23 protein-coding genes are annotated in these 25,080 nt (G+C 41.9%); 5 read left to right on the top strand and 18 right to left on the bottom strand.

Annotated elements, in window-relative coordinates; all coding sequences use genetic code 11:
* The first annotated feature begins 35 nt into the window (after positions 1–35).
* On the top strand, positions 36–587 hold the full coding sequence (locus tag DAHG_RS01670; RefSeq protein ID WP_022936581.1) for a PadR family transcriptional regulator: 552 nt from the start codon (positions 36–38) through the stop codon (positions 585–587).
* On the top strand, positions 584–2,200 hold the full coding sequence (locus DAHG_RS01665) for an NAD(P)H-dependent oxidoreductase (RefSeq protein ID WP_022936580.1): 1,617 nt from the start codon (positions 584–586) through the stop codon (positions 2,198–2,200). Before DAHG_RS01670 ends, DAHG_RS01665 begins: the two co-directional genes overlap by 4 nt.
* A 60-nt stretch (positions 2,201–2,260) precedes the next feature.
* Here the strand turns inward: DAHG_RS01665 and DAHG_RS01660 are convergent, their stop codons facing one another.
* The 12 genes from DAHG_RS01660 to DAHG_RS22205 all read right to left on the bottom strand — a co-directional run bounded on the left by DAHG_RS01660 (position 2,261) and on the right by DAHG_RS22205 (position 15,971).
* Positions 2,261–3,958, bottom strand: a complete 1,698-nt coding sequence (locus DAHG_RS01660; protein ID WP_022936579.1) for an LCP family protein — start codon at positions 3,956–3,958, stop codon at positions 2,261–2,263.
* A gap of 90 nt (positions 3,959–4,048) precedes the next feature.
* Positions 4,049–5,881, bottom strand: a complete 1,833-nt coding sequence (locus tag DAHG_RS01655) for an LCP family glycopolymer transferase (RefSeq protein ID WP_022936578.1) — start codon at positions 5,879–5,881, stop codon at positions 4,049–4,051.
* 105 nt (positions 5,882–5,986) lie between these two features.
* The gene (gene asnB / locus DAHG_RS01650) at positions 5,987–7,570 is read right to left on the bottom strand and encodes an asparagine synthase B (protein ID WP_022936577.1); all 1,584 of its coding nucleotides are present in this window, start codon (positions 7,568–7,570) and stop codon (positions 5,987–5,989) included.
* A 16-nt stretch (positions 7,571–7,586) separates the two neighbouring features.
* The gene (locus DAHG_RS01645; protein ID WP_022936576.1) at positions 7,587–8,291 is read right to left on the bottom strand and encodes a GltB/FmdC/FwdC-like GXGXG domain-containing protein; all 705 of its coding nucleotides are present in this window, start codon (positions 8,289–8,291) and stop codon (positions 7,587–7,589) included.
* A gap of 5 nt (positions 8,292–8,296) precedes the next feature.
* Positions 8,297–9,802, bottom strand: coding sequence for a glutamate synthase-related protein (locus DAHG_RS01640; RefSeq protein ID WP_022936575.1), 1,506 nt, complete (start codon positions 9,800–9,802; stop codon positions 8,297–8,299).
* Entirely contained in the window at positions 9,795–10,886 is a 1,092-nt protein-coding gene (locus DAHG_RS01635) for a class II glutamine amidotransferase (RefSeq protein WP_022936574.1), read from the bottom strand. Before DAHG_RS01635 ends, DAHG_RS01640 begins: the two co-directional genes overlap by 8 nt.
* A gap of 133 nt (positions 10,887–11,019) precedes the next feature.
* Positions 11,020–12,822, bottom strand: a complete 1,803-nt coding sequence (glmS, locus tag DAHG_RS01630; protein ID WP_022936573.1) for a glutamine--fructose-6-phosphate transaminase (isomerizing) — start codon at positions 12,820–12,822, stop codon at positions 11,020–11,022.
* Between the two features lie 250 nt (positions 12,823–13,072).
* On the bottom strand, positions 13,073–13,438 hold the full coding sequence (locus DAHG_RS01625) for a hypothetical protein (RefSeq protein WP_146211883.1): 366 nt from the start codon (positions 13,436–13,438) through the stop codon (positions 13,073–13,075).
* A complete protein-coding gene (locus DAHG_RS01620; RefSeq protein ID WP_022936571.1) occupies positions 13,428–13,895 on the bottom strand; it encodes a low molecular weight protein-tyrosine-phosphatase in 468 nt (155 codons plus the stop codon). The genes DAHG_RS01625 and DAHG_RS01620 overlap by 11 nt, the downstream gene beginning before the upstream one ends.
* Before the next feature lie 420 nt (positions 13,896–14,315).
* The gene (locus DAHG_RS18435; protein WP_235696020.1) at positions 14,316–14,936 is read right to left on the bottom strand and encodes a nucleotidyl transferase AbiEii/AbiGii toxin family protein; all 621 of its coding nucleotides are present in this window, start codon (positions 14,934–14,936) and stop codon (positions 14,316–14,318) included.
* Between the two features lie 81 nt (positions 14,937–15,017).
* Positions 15,018–15,623, bottom strand: a complete 606-nt coding sequence (locus tag DAHG_RS01610) for a type IV toxin-antitoxin system AbiEi family antitoxin domain-containing protein (protein ID WP_022936568.1) — start codon at positions 15,621–15,623, stop codon at positions 15,018–15,020.
* Between the two features lie 261 nt (positions 15,624–15,884).
* The gene (locus DAHG_RS22205; RefSeq protein ID WP_455708946.1) at positions 15,885–15,971 is read right to left on the bottom strand and encodes a carbamoyl-phosphate synthase domain-containing protein; all 87 of its coding nucleotides are present in this window, start codon (positions 15,969–15,971) and stop codon (positions 15,885–15,887) included.
* 295 nt (positions 15,972–16,266) lie between these two features.
* On the opposite strand from DAHG_RS22205, the gene DAHG_RS01600 reads away from it, so the two are divergent.
* Complete coding sequence (locus DAHG_RS01600; protein ID WP_022936567.1) at positions 16,267–18,354, top strand: glutamine synthetase III family protein; 2,088 nt, start codon at positions 16,267–16,269, stop codon at positions 18,352–18,354.
* A 105-nt stretch (positions 18,355–18,459) separates the two neighbouring features.
* Here the strand turns inward: DAHG_RS01600 and DAHG_RS01595 are convergent, their stop codons facing one another.
* Positions 18,460–19,257 (bottom strand): Cof-type HAD-IIB family hydrolase, encoded by a 798-nt coding sequence (locus tag DAHG_RS01595; protein WP_022936566.1) that lies wholly within the window; start codon positions 19,255–19,257, stop codon positions 18,460–18,462.
* A 159-nt stretch (positions 19,258–19,416) separates the two neighbouring features.
* Between DAHG_RS01595 and DAHG_RS18430 the strand changes: the two genes are divergently transcribed.
* A complete protein-coding gene (locus tag DAHG_RS18430) occupies positions 19,417–20,478 on the top strand; it encodes a helix-turn-helix domain-containing protein (protein WP_022936565.1) in 1,062 nt (353 codons plus the stop codon).
* Between the two features lie 137 nt (positions 20,479–20,615).
* On the opposite strand, the gene DAHG_RS01580 is transcribed toward DAHG_RS18430, so the two are convergent.
* On the bottom strand, positions 20,616–20,855 hold the full coding sequence (locus DAHG_RS01580) for a PF20097 family protein (RefSeq protein ID WP_205408087.1): 240 nt from the start codon (positions 20,853–20,855) through the stop codon (positions 20,616–20,618).
* A gap of 27 nt (positions 20,856–20,882) precedes the next feature.
* Positions 20,883–22,346: a polyphosphate:AMP phosphotransferase gene (gene pap, locus DAHG_RS01575; RefSeq protein ID WP_022936562.1), complete on the bottom strand. Its 1,464-nt coding sequence runs from the start codon at positions 22,344–22,346 to the stop codon at positions 20,883–20,885.
* An 83-nt stretch (positions 22,347–22,429) separates the two neighbouring features.
* Here pap and DAHG_RS01570 point away from each other — a divergent pair, with 83 nt between their 5' ends.
* Entirely contained in the window at positions 22,430–22,747 is a 318-nt protein-coding gene (locus tag DAHG_RS01570; RefSeq protein WP_022936561.1) for a TfoX/Sxy family protein, read from the top strand.
* 73 nt (positions 22,748–22,820) lie between these two features.
* Here the strand turns inward: DAHG_RS01570 and DAHG_RS18425 are convergent, their stop codons facing one another.
* The 3 genes from DAHG_RS18425 to DAHG_RS01555 all read right to left on the bottom strand — a co-directional run bounded on the left by DAHG_RS18425 (position 22,821) and on the right by DAHG_RS01555 (position 25,068).
* Positions 22,821–23,714: a carbohydrate kinase family protein gene (locus DAHG_RS18425; protein ID WP_022936560.1), complete on the bottom strand. Its 894-nt coding sequence runs from the start codon at positions 23,712–23,714 to the stop codon at positions 22,821–22,823.
* 65 nt (positions 23,715–23,779) lie between these two features.
* Positions 23,780–24,625 (bottom strand): aldose epimerase family protein, encoded by an 846-nt coding sequence (locus DAHG_RS01560; RefSeq protein WP_146211882.1) that lies wholly within the window; start codon positions 24,623–24,625, stop codon positions 23,780–23,782.
* On the bottom strand, positions 24,607–25,068 hold the full coding sequence (locus DAHG_RS01555) for a PTS sugar transporter subunit IIA (protein WP_022936558.1): 462 nt from the start codon (positions 25,066–25,068) through the stop codon (positions 24,607–24,609). Before DAHG_RS01555 ends, DAHG_RS01560 begins: the two co-directional genes overlap by 19 nt.
* Positions 25,069–25,080: the final 12 nt, after the last annotated feature.

Here is a 25,080-nt window from a genome sequence, read left to right as displayed (position 1 = left end):
AGTGGAATATGATATGCTGAAAGGAGTATTTTATTATGCTGAAACACGGAATACTTGGATTATTAAATTACGGTGATATGAGCGGTTATGAAATCCGTGAGGTCTTTAAGGATTCTTTGAATTATTTTTGGACCGCGCAAACGAGTCAGATTTATCGGGAACTGGGTGTTTTAGAGAAAAATGGCTGGATTGTGAAACAAACGATTGAACAAGATGGCAAACCAAATAAAAATATCTGTTCGATTACCGATGAAGGACGGCAAGAATTACAGCATTGGCTGGCAACATCGAAGATCGATATGGATATGCATTCTTCTGTTTTAATGAAAACGTTTTTTATGGGTGAATTACCAATTTTTGAGAGCATAGAATTCTTTAAACAGCTTAATGAAGAATATCGGGCAATGTTAGAGAACCTTCAGCAGACCAATGCTTCTATCAGCACATATCAAGAAATGATCCCTGATAAAAAGAACGCGCTGTTTTGGCAGATGACTTCTGATTTTGGCAAGCGAATGATGCAGCTGCAAATTGATTGGACAGAAGATTGTATCCAGCGCTTAGAAAAGCTGGCGGATGAAAAATGAATATCCTCGTCATAAATGGCAGCCCCAAAGATGAGCGCAGCAATACACTTAAGCTTACCAATGCCTTTTTAGCTGGATACCGTGATGCTGATGAAAAGCAATCGCTGAATGTGGAAACGCTGAGTGTCGCTAAATTAAAGATTAATCCTTGTCTTGGCTGTTTCACTTGCTGGAAAAACACCCCTGGTAAATGCTGTATCAATGATGATATGCAGATGGTTATTGAAAAAATGCTGTGGGCTGACATTACCATCTGGAGTTTCCCTTTATATTATTATAGTTTACCGTCTCAGCTAAAGGCATTAATGGATCGTCAGCTGCCTTTAACGCTCCCTTTTATGCGCTCAGATACAAAAAGCGGCGGACATCCCTCACGATATGATATGAGTAAGAAAAAGACTGTTTTAATTTCAACTTGCGGATTTTATACCGCTGAATCAAATTATGACAGCATAACGGCACAATTTGATAAGCTGTGCGGTAAACAGAATTATACGACGTTGTTTTGCGGTCAGGGAGAGCTATTCCAAGTACCGGAATTATCAAAGCGCACAGAGGCAGCGCTCAGTGTAGTTCGCCAAGCCGGTAAGGAATATTACAATGGTTCTATCAGTGAGGAAACAAACACAAAATTAAAAGAGTTGTTATTTCCCAGAGATGTTTTTGAACGGATGGCAGATGCCAGCTGGGGCATCTCTTCGACTGGTGAAAAAGAGGATATTTCACTTATCTTCACTAAACAGATGGCGGCGCTCTATAATCCAGCCGGATATAAAGGCACAGATATAATTTTTGATATTGATTACACCGATATTGGCAAGTGTTATCGTATCATTCTAAAAGAAAAGGAAAGCTGTGTTCTTGAATCATTCATCGGAAAACCAACTACCATTATCCATACCCCATTCAGTGTATGGAAATCAATCGCGGCTGGTGAAATCAGCGGCAGTGAAGCCCTAATGAAACAGCTGTATTTCATTGAAGGTGATTTTGATTTATTATTGAAATGGGATGAGTATTTCGGTAAACAGCAAGGTACTGATACAGTAAAAAACACACCAGTAACAAATGCAAAAACTGATATGCGTTATGTTTTAACACCGTGGATCGTATTTTGGACGGCTGTGAATTTCCATGCCTTCTGGGGTGCGATGATCAGCCTGCTGGTATGTGCTGTTTTGCCCTTGCTCTTTTATAAAAATAAAAGAACTGTCTATGATGTTTTATCATGTAGTTCGGTAAGCCTGCTTTCAATGCTTTTAATTAATAGCTCGATCGCGGTTGTGCTTCCCCTCTCATACCTGATATTCGGCATGATGTGGAGTATCTCTGCTTGTTTAAAGATACCGCTGAGTGCAGAATATTCGATGAATGATTATGGCGGTGACAAGGCTTTACGCAATCCGCTCTTCATTAAAACAAACCGTATACTAACAACAGCATGGGGCCTTTTTTACTTAATCGCAGCGATTGGTTCCTATTTCATCATCCGCTGCAATTCCACAGCTGCGCTTTGGATCATCAGCTCGATATGTCCTCTCTTGCTCGGTATTTTTACCCTGTGGTTTCAAAAATGGTATCCATATAAAATCGCGCGGGGCAATAATAAATAAATACAACAGATAAAAACAGCATCACTTTTAAAGTAGAAGCTGTTTTTTGTTTAATACATATTATTCACTATTTGACTCTTCACGCGCTCTTGCCAGCTTGCTGGTCTGAATCTGTGCCATGGGATCAAAAACAGACTGTTCATTTTCTTCCACCGTTCCGGGTTCAAGTGTTTCATAAATTTCAATTGGATCAGCAGGCAGTAAAGCAAACACTTCGTCCAGTTTATAATTCACATTTTCAGCAGTGATCAAATAAGAATTATAAGGCGGCATGATATCCTCACTTAATTCATTATTCAAATTAAAATTAAACAAGGAGAAATCCAGCACATCAAACATTTCCAAGTATTTACTATAAACCATCGATAAATCGGTATTGCTTAACAGATACACGGATAATGGCCATGATGAATCCCAGCTGATGCATGGCAGCATGGCAGTTGTACCAGCGGTTAATGAGACAGCATTAAAGGTCCACATTCTCGGTGTATCGATTTCATTACGCATAAATGCTTTTACTGAAGCCATATCAACATTCGTTAAAATATTCTCACTGGCGGTTTTTAAAACATCACTGATCTTAGGAATACTATCGGTTGAAAACAGACGCTGTGCCAAGGCTTCAACGATTTGCTGCTGAGCCTTTGTCCGTTCCACATCTGAATAGGAAGTACGGTGACGGGCATAAGCCAATGCCTCTTCACCATTCAAACGCTGCCAGCCTTCATCAACACAGATCGGTGTATCAAAACTGCGGTTGGAATCTTGCTCACAAAAGGATAGAGCTACATCAACATCAATGCCATCCAATGTATCGACAATATTAATCAAGGTTGAAAAATTAACCCGGACATAATAATCAATAGGAAATCCAAAAACACTTTCTATTGATTCAACCGTATTATCTATCCCGTTATAAGAAGTATGTGTCAGCTTATCCGGATAATAATCATAAGCCGGATTGGGTACATAGGTATCTCTGAGCAAGGAGATTATCTCTACATGATGACGGCTGGGATCTACCATTAAAAGCATATTGACATCGGTTTTAGCGGCTAGTGATACATCACCGTTTTGATCCATGCCGGAAACAAAAACCGTAAAGGGTTCACTGTTGAGATCCTTATCTCGCTGATTGAAATTGATCTTCACAACATGGTTAAAATCCTTGATTGTATGGGTATTAGCCGCTACATCCGTATATAAATCACACATCTTCTGATACAGCGCGTCATTAACTAAAATACCATCAAGACGACCATTCATCAGATCAAGAATCAGTTTAGAGTAATCAATATATTCAACATAAGTAAAGGATGCCTTAGCTTTCTTTAATTCATTCAGTGCAAATGTGTTGCTGTTTGCCTGATCCGCCAGCAAACCAATTTCACCGTCCTTGATATCTTTGATATCCATAACATCTTCATCACTGACAATCAAGGATAAATGATAGGTTGTTTTAGGCACATTATCCAGTTCATAAAAGGCGGTGCGTATCCCCATCTGAACAATTGAAAGCGCCAGCAGAAGCAGACAAAGCAAAATGGTGATTAACCGCCGCAGCAGGCTTTTAGCATTTTTACTGATACTGAGAAATAACAGAATCAATATTAACAGCAAGCCAATTCCAAGCAGCAGCATAAAGCGGAAAGAAAGCAGCGAACCAAGATAGAGTTCAGCCATGAAATAAAGAGCGCAGATCAGATAAATCAGCAGCAAGATCAAATCAATGATTGAATTATTCTTTTTATCTTTCATAGTCAGCTCCTTTATATTCATTATCCGGTTTTACGATCAGCTTGTCAATTCTCTTAAATGAAAGAAAGACAAGCGCAAGCCTGTCTTTGTTTATACGCCTGGATCAAGCGGCAAGTCATTGCCTTCAGGTTCGTCTGAAATTGGATTTTCTTCAAAATCCGTTGAATTATCAGTTTCATTATTCTCACTGTCGGAAGGCAAATACTCGGACTCCCCGCCCTGCTCAGGCTCAGCCGGCACATCCGTATCTGTCGCCGGTTCATCAAGCGGCGGTTCCTCCGTATTCTCACCCGTGTTTTGATCAGGTTCATCCACCTCTGGCTGTACTGGCGGCGCTACATAATGCAGAGATGGGAATTGGGTATTCATCTTTGACTGATAATTATCAATTGTCAGCAAATACTCATTATATGGCATCGTCACCTGATATTTATTCAAATCATCTAAAGTGAATTTGAAATCGGACAGTTTTGATGGTTCAAACATTTCCAGATATTTCGCATAAACATTGTTTAATTCATTCTGATCTAAAATAAAGACAAACAGCGGTCCATATTCTGTCGCGCTCACGCATAACTGGTTTTCACTTAAAGCACCCGCCAGTGATGTTGATGAGAACGACCATGAGCGCGGATTGCTGATTTCATGGTTGATAAAGCGTTTTACCGTACTGATCGGCATATTGGTAGAAACATATTCAGCCCCTACCTGCAGCACATCAGGAACTTTGTTGATACCCTCCGCGGTCAGCAGTTTATTAATAATCGCCTGAATGATTTGCTGCTGAGCATAATTGCGTCCCAGATCGCCCCAGCCTTCAGTATGCCGATGTCTGGCATAAGCCAAGGCACTGCGTCCGTCCAATGTCTGCAAGCCGGGATAAAGATGAATCTGATTTGAGAAATCACGGTTTTCATCCTGTTCATAAAATTCAAGCTGAACATCCACATCAATGCCGCCTAAAGTATTCACAATTTCAATCAGCGATGAAAAACTAACCTTAGCATAATAATCAATATCAAAACCAAATACATTTTCCATTGACTGTACGACATTATCAATACCGTCATTACCGGTATGCGTTAACTTATCCGGATAATTATTATAAGCCTTGTTAGGGATATACGCATCTCTTGGAATTGAAACCATTTCAATATGATGGGTAAGCGGATCGATCATCAGCAGCATATTCACATCGCTGAGGCCATTGTAATTCGGAATTCCCAAGCTGTCTAATCCAGAAATATAGACAGTAAAGGGTTCTTTGGTAATATCCTTATCACTGGCTATTTCTGTATTATCAACCTTCATTTCATACGTTTTAATAACCCGCAGACGCTGATACAAATCTTCATTATTCTTTTCAATCATCGTAAGCTGTGAATTTGCCATTAATGCCGCGTCAACATTTTGCGTGACTAATTCATTCGCCAGCATCATTGAGTCCTGACTTTCAATATATGTAATTGTAACATCATTGATTTCATTGATTGCTGATGCGTTCAGCGCGTTCTCTGCTGATCCGATCAAACCGACCTTCTGATTGCTTAAGTCAGCCACCGATTGAATAGCTGAGGATTCCAGGACAACCAAAGAAATCGCATTGATATTCACTGAACCATCATCAATACTGCCGAATGCCTTACGGATACGCATCTGATATACGCCGCCGAATAAGAGCGCGCCAGCCAATACTAGACTTAAAAGACAGCGCGGCCATGAGCCGTGTTTTGATAAGCGGATGCTTAGATATAACAAGCCGACAACGATCAGCAGTACAACTGATGCAATCAGAATATATTTGGTAGGAAGCAGATGCCCGATCATCGTTTCAACAAGAAAATATAAGGCTGAACCGGCGAACAAGATCAGAAAGATCAAATCGATCGTTTTCCCATCATTTTTTACATTTCTTTTTTTCATAAGTATTCTCCCAGTCTAAAAAGTGCAACGTTATTATATCACTTAATTCTACCTAAGCAATGTGAAAACCATGTGAATTTGCATAGAAAAACCGGTGCTGACCGGTTATTTTCCACTTTCTCCATAATTATCAAGAACTCGTGCACTGGGGTCGGATACATGACAGCCCTTCCAAGATTGATTAGGCAGCCAATAATCTTTAATCCAAGCCGCCCGGCCGGGATAGTATTTTTCAAAGATTTCCCGGTACATCAGACTCTCTTTCGTATAAGGAATGGCATGATAGGCATACAATTGACAGCGATTGGTAAATTCTTCATCACTGTATAAGGTTTGGGCATAAGCTTTCAGTTCATCCACCATGGAATGACCTACCGCATCAGAGAAAGCTGCTTTTTCACGCATGAGAATTGAATCAGGCAGCAGCTTATCTTTTTCAAAAGCCTTGCGCAGCAGATACTTTCCTTTTCCATATCTATTCATTTTCAATTGAGGATCAATTGCCAAAACATCTGATAAGAAGCGCAGATCCCCAAAAGGAACACGGGCTTCCAGCGCATGAGCGGAGATACAGCGGTCTGCCCTCAGTACATCATACATATATAATTCACGAATACGTTTTTCACTCTCTTCCTGAAAGGCCTGTGCATCAGGGGCATAATCCGTATACTTATAGCCAAATAATTCATCAGATACCTCGCCGCTCAGCAATACCTTGGTGTTTGTCTTAGCATGAATCTGCCTGCATAATAAATACATACCAAGACTTGCCCGAATCGTTGTGATGTCATATGTTTCAAGTGTCATGATTACTTCATCCAGCGCCGACAATACATCTTCACGGCTCATTAAGAATTCTGAATGCTGTGAACCAATATAGGCCGCGGCCTCCCTCGCGTACTTCAAATCAATGGCATCCGCTGCCATACCAATCGCATAGGTTTTGATTGGCTTCTTCAAATATTTTTGAGCGATGGCGCATACAAGGCTGGAATCCAAACCGCCACTTAAAAGAAAGCCCAGCTCAACATCCGCGTCCAAACGCTTAATGACCGCTTTTTCTAAATCATCATGAATGACTTCTAAAGCTGAGGTCAAGGTATCAAACCCTGGCTGGCTTTGCGTACAGTTATCATGATATGTGATAAATTGACCATCCTCATAATAAGTACCGCAAGGAAAAGGCTTCACTCTATCACAGCAGTCCGTCAATGCTTTAGCTTCTGAGGCAAAGCAGATTGAACCATCAGACAGATAACCATAAAATAATGGCCGGATACCGAGCGGATCACGGGCAGCGATGATTTTTTTGCGGCTCGCATCGACAATTACACAGGCAAATTCCGCATCAAGGATATTAAATAGCTGACATCCCATTTTTTCATATAGGGGAAGCAGGATCTCGCAGTCACTGCCGGAATGAAATTCAACTCCGGCCTCCATCAATTCCTTTTTTATAGCGCGAAAATTATAGATTTCACCATTACAGATTACCGCGTTGCCAAGCTGATGCATCGGCTGCATGCCTGAAGGCTCAACCCCCATGATCGCCAGTCGGTGAAAGCCTAGGATTCCCTGATCCATGATTTCAACCCGTTCCATATCGGGGCCGCGGCGGGCGATTTTTTTAAATCCATGCATAAATTCCTGCATCTTTGAAGAATTACCGATAAACATTAATCCGCACATGTTAATAACTCCCTTCCTAATTTTTTATATAGTAACCGACATATGGATCATCAGCAGCCGGTCTTAACGCAATATATCTTGACTTTTGGTAATCTTCAGCCGATTCATTAAAGTAAGCACAAAATTCTTCAATATAAGGGGCTGCCATTTTAAGCTCATCCGCAGTGGCAAGATGATCATAAGCTGTGGTATCTGTATCCGCCAAACGAAACAGCATTAAACCACCATGTTGACCGATTCCGCAGCGCAGCGGATATGGCTTTAGCGCATTACTGCGATTCAGTACAATGATTAAACCGCCAGCCATATATTCACCAAGACATTCACCACAGGTTTCACCGACAACTAGAATCGGTTTATGCTCCTTATATTCTTTCATATGGATGCCACAACGCACGCCGGCACCATCACGGACATAGATTTTACCACCACGCATACTGTAGGCACATAAATCACCGCAATGACCATGGACCACAATAGTACCCGCATTCATTGTGTTGCCCAGTCCTTCCTGAGCATTACCCTGCAGTACGATCATGGCCCCATTCATCATAGCACCCAGATCATTGCCGGGTGTACCATCAATCAACAAAGTCTGATGCGACAGGCCGCAGCCCAGATAGCGCTGAGCACAGCAGTCACTGATTATAACCGCATCACTGCTATTAGCCGCTAATTCATTAATTTGTGCAGCATTATATTTTTTTGCGTCAATAAGCATGTTCCTTACCTCCCCGCATAGCGTACACCTAGGATTTCACATTCTGTTTCATTCAGATCAAGAGCTGCCAGCATCAGCCGATTGCCGCGCAATGCCTCGATTGAATTAATTCCCATACCACCCATCATCTCTTTAATTTCCCGTGTCCATGCGTTCAATAAATGAATCAATTGCCGGCTGCCCCAAGCTGGCTGCAAACGAGTGCAGAGTTCAGGCTTTTGGGTAGCAATTCCCCAATTACAATTACCGCTGGTACAATCCTGACATAAATGGCAGCCCAGTGCCAACAATGCCGCGGTACCGATGGAAACCGCATCAGCGCCTAAGGCAATGGCTTTCACAACATCCGCACTATTGCGAATACCGCCGCTGACAACTAAGGACACCCGCTCGCGGATTCCTTCCTCACGCAGACGCTGATCCACACTAGCCAACGCTAATTCAATAGGAATGCCGACATGATCCCGAATGCGGGTTGGGGCCGCCCCCGTACCGCCACGATAGCCATCGATTTCAATGATATCAGCACCGCTGCGGGCAATGCCGCTGGCAATGGCCGCAATGTTATGAACCGCCGCCACCTTGACGATGACAGGCTTTTGATAATGACTGATTTCTTTCATTAAAAGCACAAGCTGACGTAAATCTTCAATGGAATAAATATCATGATGCAGCGCCGGTGAAATTGCTTCTGTATTGGGTTTAATCATTCTTACTGCCGCTATTTCATCAGTATTCTTAATGGCTGGCAAATGGCCGCCGATACCTGGTTTAGCACCTTGACCAATCTTTATTTCAATCGCAGCGCAATGATCAAAAATGCGTTTTTCAACACTGAAACTGCCGCTGGCAACTTGTACGATAATATGCTGATCATCCGCATAAAAGCTTTCATGTAAACCACCCTCACCCGTATTGTAATAAGTACCGCATGCCTTGGCGGCATTTAATAAAGACTGATGAGCATTATAGGAAATTGCGCCCAATGACATGGCAGAAAATAAAATAGGGGTTTCAAGTTTTAGATGCACAGCATCATCCATAATCAAATGACCCTGCTCATCACGTTTTACTTCCTGCGTGCGCGCGCCGAGGAAGACTCTAGTTTCCATTGGTTCACGCAGTGGATCAATCGAAGGATTCGTTACCTGAGAAGCATTCAGCAGCAAATGATCCCAATAGATTTTCTGCTGCCGGGGATTTCCCATACTGGATAATAAGATCCCGCCGCTGCATGCCTGCGCATAAATTTCCTGACAATCTCTAGACTGCCAATATTGATTTTCATGCATCTGATTGGGATTTTTAATTATCTTTATCGCATGAGTATGACACATCACCACACAACGCTGACAGTTCACACAGCGTTTCGGATCAGCAAGCAGCTTTTGCTTATTCTGATCATAGAAATGAACACCATTAGCACACTGAACCTCACAGCCATGACAATTATCACAGCGATCTAAATCACGCACAATTTCATAGGCTGCCAGTTTAAATTGATTATTCATTGCGATTCACCTCCCTTTGATAAATAACGGCTTCACCCGCTTTGGGTGTAATCAGTGAAGCAATTTCCACATTTAAAACCCGTATAGCACTTTCCTCACTTGCGAAATAGACAGTATTCTTATTTTCACCGATAACCATTGAACGTAATTTACAGCGATCATTCAGTGCCATGATGCCGTTTTGATAACCAACCAAAATCGAAAAGGGACCGGTAATCAGATAACTGGCAAAATTTTTCCTAAGATAAGTATAATAATCACGCTCTTTCGGCGCCATCTGATCAATATCCTCCCAAAAAGGAGCGGTCATAATCGCTGCCGTTTCTTTCAGCGTCAGATGCTTTTGCCGTGTCAGATCATCAATGATATAGGCAATGACTTCAGTATCTGTCTGCAGCGTACATTTATAGCCCTGCATTTCTATCATCCGCCGATTCATATCATAAGATGAAATCTCACCATTATGCACGACCGCCACATCAAGGATTGAAAAAGGATGAGCACCGCCCCACCAGCCTGGTGTATTCGTCGGATAACGGCCATGGGCAATCCAGCAAGTTGCTTCATAGGTATCCAATCTAAAAAATTCACCAATATTTTCTGGATAGCCTACGCCCTTAAAGACTCCCATATTCTGACCCATTGAAAAACAATAGGCACCTTCAATGGTTTCATTTACCTTCAGCATTTCATCAACAATAAAGGTTTGTTCCTGATTTTTATCAAGTTTACGTAAAGGTAAAACAAAATAACGCCAGATCAGTGGTACATCATGAATGTTCTGATTGGCAGATGTCGGTATTTCTTCATATTTAAGAATTTGAAATTGTTTAAAAATTAATGTCTCGAATTGAAGCTTTGCTTCTTGATGATCAAAAAACATATGAATCGCATACGCATGCGCATAGTCCGGATAGATTCCATAGCCAACAAAGCCACCGCCAAGACCATTGCTTCGCTCATGCATCACTGCGATTGATTTAATAATTTCACGGCCATTGATTAAATGTGCATCTTTGGCATAAATCGCCGCTATAGCACAGCCTGATGGAATTCTTACTTGTCCCTCTTTAAGCATCTCCATTTGCCTCCTCAAAAAGAAAAGACGCCTATAAACTGCACATCTCGTACATTTATAGAACGTCTTTGTTCGTGGTTCTAGTTTACTGCCATGAATTGCAAATGTCAATGCTTTCTTTCATTTTTTTACATTATTTTCATTCAACCGTTACACTCTTCGCGAGATTCCTTGGCTGATCCAAATCACAGCCGTGCCGCTTTGCTAGGTGATATGCCAGCAGCTGATAAGGAATGATTGAAATGATGCCTTGCAAAAGCGGATGAACCTTGGGTAGTTTTAGATGAGTATCCATGCCTGTTTGATGCTGATAGAGATCTTCACGAATAACCAAAAGCAGCTTGGCACCTCTGGCTTTAACTTCAGCCATATTGGAAAAAGTTTTAGCCGCTAAAGCCGCATCACTGATCAGCGCCAGAACAGGTGTACCTGCCTCGATCAAGGAGATCGTGCCATGCTTTAGTTCACCAGCGGCATAGGCTTCAGAATGAATATATGAAATTTCCTTCAGCTTTAGGGAGCCTTCCAGTGATTGCGCGTAATCTAAGCCGCGGCCGATAAAGAATACATTATGAGCATCACCAATTTGATCAGCAAACTGACTAATCGTATCATTGCGAATTAAATCAGCCATCAATGCAGGCAGCCGGTTTAAATCAGCAAGCAGTTGTTTTTGATCCTTGATGGGGAGCTGGTGACGCTGTATTGCCGCATGAATACAGAATAATGTAAGTACCGCCACCTGACATGTATAAGCCTTGGTTGTGGCTACTGATACTTCAATGCCAGCTAATGTAGGCAAATATACATCCGCCTCTTTCGCAATGCTGGAGCCTTCCACATTCACAATGGCAACCGTTTTTATTCCCTTTTTGCGGCACATGCGCAATGCTGCCAGCGTATCAGCGGTTTCACCTGATTGTGAGATCAATACGACAAGCGTATTTTGATCCAGGGGTGGATTGCCATATCTGAATTCACTGGCGCATTCACAGGCACAGCGGATATGAGCCAGCTTTTCAAACCAATGCTTAGCAAGCATACCGGCATGACAGGCAGAACCGCAGGCCACAAAATAAATAAAATCAACCGTCGTTAAATCAGGCATGAGGGTTTCAAAATCATCAAAGCTTTCATTCATATAAGCAGCAAGGGTGCGCTTTATAGCCAGCGGCTGTTCATGAATTTCCTTAAGCAAATATGAATCAAAGCCATTTTTATCTAAGCCTGACAGCTCACGGCAGCTGGTGTGCCAATCACGTTCTGCCTTGCCCTGCTGATTAAAGATTTCTACCTGTGAGCGAGTAAGCCGTACCACCTCGTGTTCCTCTAGTTCAAGAATTTTATTCGTAGCTTTTAAAAAGGCACTGACATCACTTGCCACATAATTGCCGTCATCACTTAAGCCAAGAATCAAGGGTGAATCCTTGCGCATCGCATAGATCGTTTCCGGCTCATCCGCAAAAAGAATGGCCAGCGCGTAACTGCCTTTTAAATATTTGCCTGCGCGCAGACACGCGTCAATTTTATTCATTCCCTGACTCACAAAATCATTAAGTAATGCCGCCGCCGTTTCCGTATCGGTGTTTGAAACAAAAATAATACCCTTTTGTTGATAAGTTTGCCGTAATTCATCAGCATTTTCAATGATGCCGTTATGCACTAATGTAACCATGCCAATCGTATGCGGATGAGCATTCACCACATTTGCTTCACCATGAGTTGCCCAACGGGTATGGGCGATACCGCAAGTACCGATATCCTCCTTCAGCAACGCTTCAAGGTTTTTAATCTTTCCCTGAGCCTTCACAGTATTGATTTTCCCTTGCGTAAATACGGCCAGTCCGCTTGAGTCATAGCCCCTGTATTCCAGAGCCTTTAAGCCGTCAATTAAAACACCATGCGCATTTTTAGTGCCTGCATAGCCAATGATTCCACACATAAATTATTCCTCCAGTTATCAGTGCTGAATGGCGGCTTTGTGGCAGTTCTCTGCTTTTGTCCCCATTCTTACGATTCACTGTTCACCGCAGCAGTACCCGCCGAATCTTTCGATAACTGCTGTCCTCGTCGACTTTCCTTAGTCCAGGCGCTCAATTGATCCAACCATGCTTCACCCTTTCAGATGAATCAATCTGTTTACAACTATAACATATTCAAGAAGCAAAAAAAAGAGAGTGATTTTTCTCACTCTAAAAAACAATACTGATGATTTTGAGCTGACCCTGGATCTCAGTCAGAATCATATGATTCGTGCCAGTGAAATGTTGATCGTTAATCTGCTTTTCATAATCACTGTCAACAATCAGAACACCGGCTTCCTCGCTGACTTGAAAATTTGTCTGTCTTTCATGGAAAGTACCGATCATTTCTGCCTGATAAGCATTCATTGATGCGATGAATTCGGCTGCGCTCAAAGTTTGAAAGCCATGGGGCTGATGTTCAATCAAGACAGCGTGCTCAGCAAACAAGCTGGCAAAGCGTTCGGCCGGAAAAGCTTCGTTTTGCGAGAAATGCAGACAGTCATAGAAATTATTTAGAAATTCTTCAATCATCATTCACCTCCGGATGCAGTTTCTTTAATAAAGCTGTACATCCTTTCTGTATATCATCATAAGTTTCGTCAAAGTTGCCGCTATACCACGGATCGGCAATGTCTCGCTCAAGACCGGCATAGCTGAGCAGTTTGGTTATTTTATGCTGGTCATCATTGCCTAAGAGACGATGTAGACCATTAATATTAGACTGATCCATTGCAATCAGCAAATCATAGGTATCATAATCATGCCGTGTTACCTGAATGGCACGATGTGTTGAGCATGGGATGCCCATCTGTTTCAGCTTATCGCGTGTTCCATAATGAATACCATTGCCTAACTCCTCCCGGCTGACAGCGGCGGAATCAATGATAAACTCATCAGCAAGACCGTGTTTCTTTACCATATCCTTCATAACAAATTCAGCCATCGGTGAACGGCAGATATTCCCATGGCAAATGAATAGTATTTTTATCATCGTCTTATATCACCATATCTTTCTCTATCTTCTCATGTTTTTCCCTACAATATTAGTAAATCCGTTAATCTTCTTAGATAAGCAAAAGTTCACGCTCCTATTTTCGATTAATTGCTTCTCTGTTGACAGGAATGTTCAACCTCCCCAGTTCAAATTGAAATGAATTCTTTTGGATCAGGTCATCATTCTCTGCCAACAAAAGCTAGACTCAGAATGCCTCTGATGAAGTGAATGGAGCTATATCCTCTGCTAGCCGTCCCTTCCTCCTTGACCCCATGTATTTGTTGCTGCAGACCATTGTTCATTGAAGCAGGTTGCATGAACTGTCGCTGAGATTGGTTTGGTCAGGAAATTTTTGATTGTCAGCAGTACGGTACTGTAATCATCAGTTATTGTATCAATCTTGCGGCAAAATGCTTTCTACTTTTTCTGCATGGTCTCATCGTCATCGAAAGCCATAACCTGTTCAAATTGTTCGACAGTAAAAGTATGGCCACGATTTTCGAAGGTTTTTCTCAGTGCTTCAGCCAAAACAGAACCGTCAAAGTCAAACTTATTCGCAAGATAGTAGATGTCGTAGTAGTCCTTCATGCGGCTAGAGAATTCCATCAGGCTGAGAATCGCATCAATCTTTTCGGCAATGGTAGTTTCCAGAGAGTATGTATTTACCATAGGAGCTGCAAAACCATCCAACTGAGTAGGGATCCTATGTTTTTCTCGATTTGGTACAATAACATCTCCTACGCCAAAATCAATACCAAATGGCATTTTTGTGTTCTTGATTCTCGCCACCAGAGAAGCAGAGATACCCGCATATTTTTTTGCAACTGCGATAGGTGCAATGTTGGTAATTTCAAATGTCACAAAATCATTACCAGTAGGTATTGCAATGATTTCCTTCAGCACTTTCTTCAACTGCTCCGGAACGTTTCTAAGCAAGAAATCCACATCCACAGTTACTCGGCTATCAAAGTCGGTCACAGAGTAGATGAACAGTCCGCCTTTCAGAACGAGGTTTTCGGCATACTTGGATTTTTCCAAACGACGCAGAAATTCTTCCTGGCAAAAGAGCTGCAGGCAAAGCTGATAGCTTCTTCCAGTGCAAGCACGGATGCAGCAATATCAGCCATTCAGCAGTACCCCCATCAGTTCAGTAACTTTTTTATACACTCGTAGTTTCTTTGCATATATGGAAAGATTTTGTAGATTCTTCTGTGTATCATTCGCATAGGCATTCAGTGCCTTATTAAATATTTCGTTGTCTAGTCTTGAACGGTATTTGAAACAATCGCATATTGTTCGCTCCCGATCATATACAGGAAGAATGACGCCATCAAAGTCTTCACTTACTTTTCCAAGCTCATATATTTCAGGTAGAACAAAATAAGGTTGCAGAGGCAGTGCATCTACATCAAGTTTTGTTCGGGACATGGATCTCGGAACAGCAATAGACCATCTACGAGGAGCAAAATCACTATATCCGTAATGAAACAGCGCAGATTCTACGCAGACAATTCCCTTTGGAATCAGCGTTGCAAGGAGCTGTTCTTCAGAAGATGTATCTGCTTCAGCAAGCTGATAATAGCCATGCCGTATGCGGTCAAGGTATCCCGCCTTGCACAGATTGACAGCATCAACAGCACGCATTCCTGCCGCAACGAAATCTGCTGATTTGGCAACACCGCCCTTTTCAATAAGGACTTGTTTTGCAACTGTTTTAATATTCATGTATTCACCAACTCTCATCCTTAAAAATCACGCACACTTAATTCGTTTGTGTGTATGTATTTTATTATAACACTTGACTTCAAACAATCAATATTTTTACGCACATTTATATATATTTTGTGTGTGAATTTTTCTTATATTTTGTTTTCGCTTAACAACACATAATGACACGATTCTATCCGGCAAGCAAGAAAATGATATCCTTTATCAATATTATACTTATTAATACGCTCATTTTTACTTCTATACCAACAATGCCAATCATTTGATTGTCATGACCACGATTTGAGCACAATATGACAAATCCGTTAAAACCTCCTGATAACCATTCATACCCGTATTAAACACCTATTCTCCAATTTCAAATTGTTCTGCTCCAAAACCAAAATCCTTATAAACACTGCCGTCTTCCAGTATGAGCCATCTTTCCATTTTTTAACCTCCATTAAAGCTGTTAAGAGGCGGACAGCTGGCAAATATCGGTGATGATGAAAATCAAATATTAATTTTTTTCATTTTTTTAAAAAATATGTTGACATTGTCAATCTACCAAGCATATAATGGCTGCATAAATAAGCAAAGGTGCTGAAACAGAAATTGTTTTCAGCGCCTTTTTTATTTAATTAATCTAGGAGGACTGTGTATGAAACCAATCACTGATGCATTTGGCAGTATGGTATTTAACGAAGCTGTCATGAAAGAAAAGCTGCCTAAAGATGTATTCAAAAAGCTTAAAGCGACCATCCGCGAAGGAAAAACGCTGGATGCCAATGTAGCTAATACGGTTGCCAACGCAATGAAAGACTGGGCGGTAGAAAAAGGTGTCACCCACTATACCCATTGGTTTCAGCCGATGACCGGCATTACCGCTGAAAAACACGAAAGCTTTATCGCCCCGGATGATCATGATGGTGTCATTCTCGAATTTTCAGGCAAGGAACTGATTAAAGGTGAGCCTGACGCATCAAGCTTTCCTAACGGCGGTCTGCGCGCAACCTTTGAAGCCCGCGGTTATACGACCTGGGACCCAACCTCCTATGCCTTTATTAAAGACAATACACTCTGTATTCCAACAATTTTCTGTTCCTTTGACGGCAGCTCACTTGATAAGAAAACACCGCTGCTGCGTTCCATGGCAGTGCTGAATGAGCAGGCATTGAGAATCCTGAAATTATTTGGCAGCGATGCAACCCATGTTTCAACAACCGTCGGCTGTGAACAAGAATACTTCCTGATTGATAAAGAATTATTTGCCCAAAGAGAAGACCTTTTATTATGCGGCCGAACACTTTTCGGTAAATTACCGCCCAAAGGTCAGGAAATGGAAGATCATTACTTCGGTATGCTGGATAATCGTGTTTTGGCTTTTATGCAAGAGCTGGATGAAGAATTGTGGAAGCTGGGCATCCTTGCCAAAACGGAGCACAAAGAAGTAGCTCCCCGTCAGTTTGAATTAGCCCCTATCTTTTCCACCACAAATATTGCTACCGATCACAATCAGCTGACGATGGAATTAATGAAAAAAATCGCCGACAAGCATGGCTTTGCCTGTTTGCTTCATGAAAAGCCCTTCGAGGGGATCAATGGCAGCGGAAAACATAACAACTGGTCGATTTCCACCAATACAGGTGTCAATCTGTTAGAACCCGGCGAAACACCGGCAACCAACGCTCAGTTTCTATTGTTTCTCTGCGCTGTAATCAAAGGGGCAGATGAGTATCAGGATTTACTTCGTGTTTCTGTTGCTACCCCTAGCAACGACCACCGCCTTGGTGCCAATGAAGCACCACCGGCTATAATATCCGTTCATTTGGGAGATGAACTCACTTCAATTCTCGAATGTATCGAAGAAAATACGGTTTATGATAAAATCTATGACAAAAAAATGGAAATCGGCGTCGATATTCTCCCTGCCTTTCCAAAGGATACGACCGATAGAAACCGAACTTCTCCTTTTGCCTTTACCGGCAATAAATTTGAATTCAGAATGCTTGGTTCAAGTCTCTCAATCGCATGCCCTAACATTATGCTGAATACCATTGTCGCGGAAGAATTAAGTCTGTTTGCCGATGAGTTGGAAAAAGCTGAAGAGCTGAAATCAGCACTGGCAGCCTTAATCAAGAAAACCATCAGAGAGCATAAACGGATTCTTTTCTCAGGCAATGGTTATACTGATGAATGGGTAAAAGAAGCAGAAAAAAGAGGTCTGCTTAATCTTAAAACAACGATTGATGCCCTGCCTTATTACACATCTGAAAAAAATATCAAGCTTTTCACAAAACACAAAATCTTCACTGAAAATGAGATGCGCTCACGCGGTGAGATCCTTCTTGAAAATTATTGTAAAACAATCAATATCGAAGCCCTGACAATGGTTGACATGGTTCAAAAACAAATCCTGCCTGCCATTGAAAAGGTCACAAAATCATTAACCGAAACCATTCTTAACAAAAAAGCAGTCTCACCCGCCTTTGATTGTGCCGCCGAAATGGATCACCTTCATCAGGTTGATGAAAATTATAAAGCCCTCTACTTTGACTGCCAAAAACTGGAAAAAGCATGCATCAAAACAACTGCCCTTGATTCAATGCATGAACAAGGAAAATTATTTTCCACCACAATTTTAAAAATGATGGAAACCCTGCGCGCTGATGCTGATGCCCTTGAATCATTATGCTCAGACAAAGCGTGGCCGATTCCCTGTTACACAGCTCTGTTATTTCACGATTAAACACGAAGCAGCCTGATATTCCTGCCCCAAACCCGCCGACATCCCTCAAATTGGCGGGTTCTTTTATTAAAAAAACAGCGCACAGGCTGTTTAATTTTATCGATATTATCTTATATTATCCTTATTTTCGTTAAGTAACCCTAATGCATTCACAGCATAGGCAATGCCATCCTCATTGACTGAGCGGGTTACAAAATCTGCCAGCGCCTTCAGCTTTTCATTTCCTTGGCCCATGGCAATAGAAAGCGCGGCATGTTCCATCATTTCCCAATCATTTAAGCTGTCACCAAACGCGATATAATCTTCATGTTCAAAATAGGCACATAACCTTTTAATGCCGGCTGCCTTGCTTACCCCCTCAACGATCAAATCCGCATAGGTTGATTCGGCTGGAATTACCTTGAGTCCCTCAATCTTTCTAAATTCATGATAATCAGCATCTCTTGAATCATAGGCCAGCATCGTAATGATTGGCTCACCTTCATAAGGACGTTGATGAGGCAGCACTTCATTTAAAAATTGATGCGCAATCTTTACATACTCATTACCATCATCCATCATAAACCAATCATCGCTGCTAATTAAAGAAAGTGCGATTTGATGCTTTGCTGCTATGTCAATGCATTGTTTAACCGCCCTAAAATCTATGCACTCTTCATGAAGTAAGGTCTGATCCTTCAGCATGACAACCTGACCATTGCTTAACACATAACCATCCCATTCAACCGCATCCATTAAACCGCAGCGCTTTAATGAAGCATAACAACGCCCCGTAGCAATGAATACACGATATCCAGCCTGTTTTAGAGATTGTATTGCCGCTTTCGCTGATTGAGGGAACTCATGCGTTGCTGAATCAAGAAGTGTGCCGTCTACATCAAAGAAAATATTTTGTCGTTCCATAAGTGACCATCCTTTTATTGATTAAAGTTTACTTCTTTTATTATTTCAATGTCAACTCACAACTTGAGCGCCGCTCAACTTTATGCATCTTAAAGTGGCGAACCGCTCGCTTGTGAAGCGATTAAACATCGATTATAATGAGGATAGAAGGAGAATGTTATGACACAATTAAAACTAAGAATTGCGGAAAACCGCCGCAAGCTGGGTCTGACACAGGAACAGTTAGCCAATCAGCTGGGGATATCGGCAGGGGCGGTAAGCAAATGGGAAAATGGCAGCACGGCTCCGGATATCAGCTTACTGCCGCCATTAGCCAGAGCCCTTCATATCACTTTAGATGAACTGTTTGATTTTCAAATTCAGCTGACTCCCCAAGCAATTAAGGACATAAAGGATGAAGTCAGAACTTGTATGCTTCAGGAAAGCTATGCGGATGGTCTCCGCCTGCTGAATCACTATTTGCGCCAATATCCTGCCAACGGCAGCTTGCTGCTTAGTGCGGGAACGCTGATTATGATGTACGCACCACTTGCCGAAAATGCTGATGAGACCTTTATCAATGAGCAATATCAAAAAGCGGCCAGCTATTTACAAGCTGTCATTGACCAGCAAGATCCTAAACTTACAAACAGCGCTATGTTTTCCAAAGCCTACTGTCTGTTAAGTCTGCAGGCATATGATGAATGTGAAAAGCTGTTAAAAAGCTTGCAGGAACAAACTATTGACGCTTCCGCCATCATTTTAAGCCTTTATGAGAAACAGGAACGTTTTGAAGAGGCTAGGCATGCATGTCAGGGGCTGCTGCTGCAAGAAATAAACAAATGTATCAGTACCCTTTCAGTGCTTGCCCGGCTCAGCGAGGATAAGGAACAAATGCCGCTGCTTGTGTTGTCCAGTCAGCTGGAGGAGCTGTTTCAAATCCCGCAGGGCAGCAGTCAGCTATTACTTTGTCACTGCTGTCTCAGCAAACAAAATTACTCAGAAGCTGCCCATTACTTTAAGACCTATATAGAAAGAACATGCACCAGCAGCTACAATTACGATAAGCATCCAATCTTTAAAGGCATCCGCTTAGAGGTGAATGAAGAAAATCAGCGTTCAGTAAGAAAACACCTGCTAGAATCATTATTAAAAGATGAGAAATATGAAGTCATGAGCGGCTATTCTGATTATGATGAAGCCATTCAGCTGATTAAAACCGCCATTGATAATAATGTGTGAGCAAGGATTGATTGTGACAGCTTCAACATCTTATAACGTAAAACCGGCAAATATAAAAGAGGTGAGCCTTCACCCCTTTTAATCGTTATAATCTTGATAAGTAAAATCATTGCATCATTCAAACCAATTTCATTCAATCATTCTTTAGTTGGCGCAATCACCACTTTACATGTCGGACAATAATTAGCCTCTGCGATATATCCATTCGCTTTTAACGGCTTAAATTGATTCAATAAAGGAATGCCATGATCAGCTACTGTGAAATTAAATATTGATGGCTTTTCATCATTGGGAATCCATTGAACCGGCTGTCCGCCATTAGGGATAAACCCAGACTGCATTTCATTTTGACAATACGGACATTTCATTATACTCATACCTCCTGCCTCTGTTTTCTAAAAGCTTCATTCTTTTTGATTAAGCCGATTTTCAATCGCTTCGATGACCAAATGAATCGTTTTTAAGCGGGCATATTCCTTAGAATTGGATTCAATAATCATCCATGGGGCAAAGGTTGTCGAGGTCAGTCTCAGCATTTCATTAACTGCTGGTTCATATTGATCCCATTTTTCACGGTTCCGCCAGTCTTCATCGGTGATTTTCCACTGCTTCTCTGGTGTATTCTGCCGTTCTTCAAAACGTTTCAGCTGCTCATCCTTATCAATTTGCAGCCAGAACTTTAAAATAATAGCTCCCCAGTGGCTCAGATCCTGTTCAAATTCATTAATTTCATTATAAGCCCGCCGCCACTGCTGTTCATTACAAAAGCCCTCAATCCGCTCAACCATAACCCGGCCGTACCATGTACGATCAAAAACAGCTATATGTCCGCTCTTGGGCAGATGCCGCCAAAAACGCCAGAGATAGTGATGGCTTGCTTCATAAGCATTAGGGGCTGAGGTGGGATTTACATTATAACCACGCGGATCAAAGCAGGCAGCTAACCGTTTAATATTGCCGCCCTTACCTGCCGCATCCCATCCCTCATAGCATAATATCAGCGGAATCTTTTTTAGATATAATTCATTCGACAACACGCGCAGTTTTTTCTGGGCTTTTTTTAATTCTTCTTTATAAGTCTCATCATCGATCGTTAAAGATAAATCAACATCCTGCAGCAACGGCATACTCAGCAGCGGCATTTTCATCTGATCAGCCCGAATGCCGTCATGCTGAAGATTTTCCTTCATTTTCTCCTCAATAGTCTCTACACAGCATTCCAGAATCTTATAATAGGCTTCATCCTTATCACAAGCATCAATCAAATGCCATGGTGCATGGTCAGTTTCTGTTTTCTCAATCATCTCATCAAAAGCCTTCGCATATTCATCATAATGCTCATTGCGGTAAATATCCAAATCCGTTACCCGCCAAGCGGTCGTCTTATCGGCAAGCAGTTTTTCAAATCGTTTGGCCTGCTCCTTCTTTGAGATATTCAAGAAGAATTTCAAGAGCACAGCACCATCATCACAAAGCTGACGCTCAAAGCGCAGAACACTTTCCAGCTGTTCCTTAAAGCACTTATGCTTCTTTTCACAGTCTACGCGGAAAACCGAGATTTCCTGATTCCAGCTGCGGTCAAAAATCGTAATTTCACCCTTTGCCGGCAGTTTCAGCCAATAACGATATAAGAATGGATAACGCTTTTCAGCCGCTTCCGCTTCATCCATCGCACATACTTCAAAACCGCGCGGATCAAGGTTTAAGATCATTTTCCCAATCAATGTACCCTTGCCGCTGGCACCCCAGCCATCAAATGTTATAATTACCGGTACCTTTGCGGTTTTTAATTGCTGCTGAAGCATCGCAAAACGGCTTTCCAATTCTTTAATACTCCGCTTCATGCTTTTCTTTTCTGATTTTTCCATAAGCACCACCTTTGTTTTTAGTATACCACTAAATGATGAACTAAAGTATAATAGAAGCATCACCAAGAAATGAGGAAATCATAATGTCAACAAGTGAAGATATGCTAGCCTATATCCTTGATCAGTTAAGTCTTTTAGAGGAGCTGCGCACCCGGGGGATGATGGGTGAATATGTCATTTATTATCGGGATAAAGTTATCGGGCTGATCTGTGATGGTCAGCTGTTTATCAAAGAAACAAAGGCAGGCAAAGCTTTGCTTGATCCGGTGGTTGAAGATTTTCCCTATGCCGGCGCCAAGAAAATGTTTGTTGCCGATATTGAAAATAAAGAACTGTTAAGAGATATTATCGAAGCCTCTTATCCTGAGCTGCCGCTGCCTAAACCTAAGAAAAAGAAATAACTGAACATAATAAAACGCTGCATCAATAATGACACAGCGTACTAAAGCTTTCGCTATTGGAAAGCTTTTTATTTTATGATTGTCTGAACTTTGCCATCACTTCATCGTATGAAGGAATGGAAGTTTGTGAGCCTTTGCGAGTTACTGATATACTGGCGGTAAGACTGGCAATTTTCAGTGCATCAAGCATTGAAGCTTGCTGATCCACACACCATGCGAAGGCTCCGTGAAAAATATCGCCTGCTCCGCAGGAATCAACGGCCTTAACTGGATAGGCAGGGAAAATTTCCGGCTGATCACCTATTTTATAAATTGCCCCCCGATCACCAATCGTTATAATTAACTGCCGATGATTCAGCTCACGGATCGTTTCAAACTGCTGATTCAATGTAGTCCTATCATGCAGCGCTAAAGCTTCGCCTAAATAATCTGACGCGAACTCCTCACTGCAGATAATAAAGTCAGCCGCTTTCGCAGCCTGAATGGTATTTTCATTACAGATATCAGCATCTACAATCAGCTGTGCGTCAGCATAATATTTCTGCGCTTTCAAAGTCAGCGCCGGCAAGTGACCATCGGATAAAATCACTTTAATGGGCAGCGGCTGAAAGGTGAAATCATTCAAGGTTTGATGGCACGGATAATTTAATACTGTACGGCTTCCATTAACATTACAGCTGACAATATAGGAATGCGCGGTACTAAAGCGTTCATCTACACAGCCCAGCAGTTTCAATTTGGATTGTTTTGCAATTGCTTCAATATGTCTGCCATTTTCATCAGTTCCAATCCGGCTGAGCAAATAAGCGTCAGCCTGCCAAAGCGCGCATAAACAGGCCGCATTAAAAGCCGGGCCGCCGCCGGATAAGGTAGTGCCTGTGCAGCTGTATTTACGATTCTCCATTAAGGGCTGATCAATTTCAATGGTTGTATCGATACAGGCAACACCAATAGCCAGTACACCCATGTCATCACCTCATTTGCTTTTAGTTTACCATACTTCTGTTTGATTTTCACAATCAATGACAGCATTTATGTATCCTGCCTATCACTTATCTTGATTTCAAGCACAGCTTTGCATGTTTCACCAGGCTGTACATTGAATCGATTCCGATGTTCATTAATGGCGTTAACCGTACCGCTCAATGGCTCGATAACCATAAAACGATGAGGATCACCGCTCCAAATCAAGGTATTCACAAAGCCTTCAAGGCTATTAAAAGTCAGTCGCAGGCCATTAGGCAGGATACAGCTCAATTCACGCAGCTGCCCGCACAGATAGCCGCTTTTACAAACCTGATCAAAATCAAGATCCTCATTGGTCAGCATTCTGCCATCCATAAATTTACCAGAAAAAATGGTCCCATTTAAATTAGGATTCAAAAAGAAAGGATGCAGACCCAAATCACACGGCATGACACGCTCTGATTCATTTCTGGCAGTCAGCTCATATCGCAGCCGATTCTCATCTAAAGAGAGCTTCGATTGAAGACAAAAGTCGAAAGGGTAGGTTTCCTTTGTCTTTTGAGTAGCATGTGTACTCAGCGTGATCGATGAATCAGCAAACGCACATATTTCCCAGACTAATGAATGAGCGATACCATGAATGCCGCTTTGATAGCATTCATCACCTAGATGCAGCAAGCCCTCTTGATTATTCCCTGAATAAGGAAACAGGATTGGACAGCCGCAGGTCGGCCGCTCGTCCGAAGCATAATTCTCAGGCTTGATCAATATTAATTCCTGTCCCTTAAACATCAATGATTTAAAAATATTGCCGCGGTCAAGCGCCAGCTGCAGCTTTAAAATTCCGTTGTCTAATTCAGCCAGCCTTGACACTCCATCATGAATCAAAGCGCTCATATTTTTTCTCCGCACAGATAGGCCACCATTTCCTCACTGCTGTCTACCCTGCGGATCTTTGCAAGCAGTTCATCATCGGCAAGCTTTGCTGCTACCTTAGATAAAAGCAGCATATGATTACGTTCAAAATTTTTATCACTGCTCACACAAAACAGGAAAACTGTATCAACATCCTTTTCATCCAGCGTCTCCCATTCAATTGGATGACTTAGTGTAGCAATGGCAATACCCGGCTGCTTTGCACTTGCACTTTTGCCATGCGGAATCGCGATACCATTACCGATTCCCGTCACCCCCTGAGCTTCACGCAGGTAGATATCCTTTACAAACGCTTCAACATCATCAATATAACCACTGTCAAACAGCAGCTTTGACATCTTATTCAGGACATCATCCTTATCCCTGCCCTCAAGACCAATGCGGATAATCCGCTTATCTAAAACATCTTTTAATTCCATAATCCACCTCTG

The sequence above is a fragment of the Dielma fastidiosa genome (genome assembly GCF_000313565.1).
In the GTDB taxonomy this organism is placed as follows: Bacteria; Bacillota_I; Bacilli_A; order Erysipelotrichales; family Erysipelotrichaceae; genus Dielma; species Dielma fastidiosa.
Note: the sequence above shows the minus strand (reverse complement) of the source record. Positions and strands in the feature narration are given on the sequence as shown.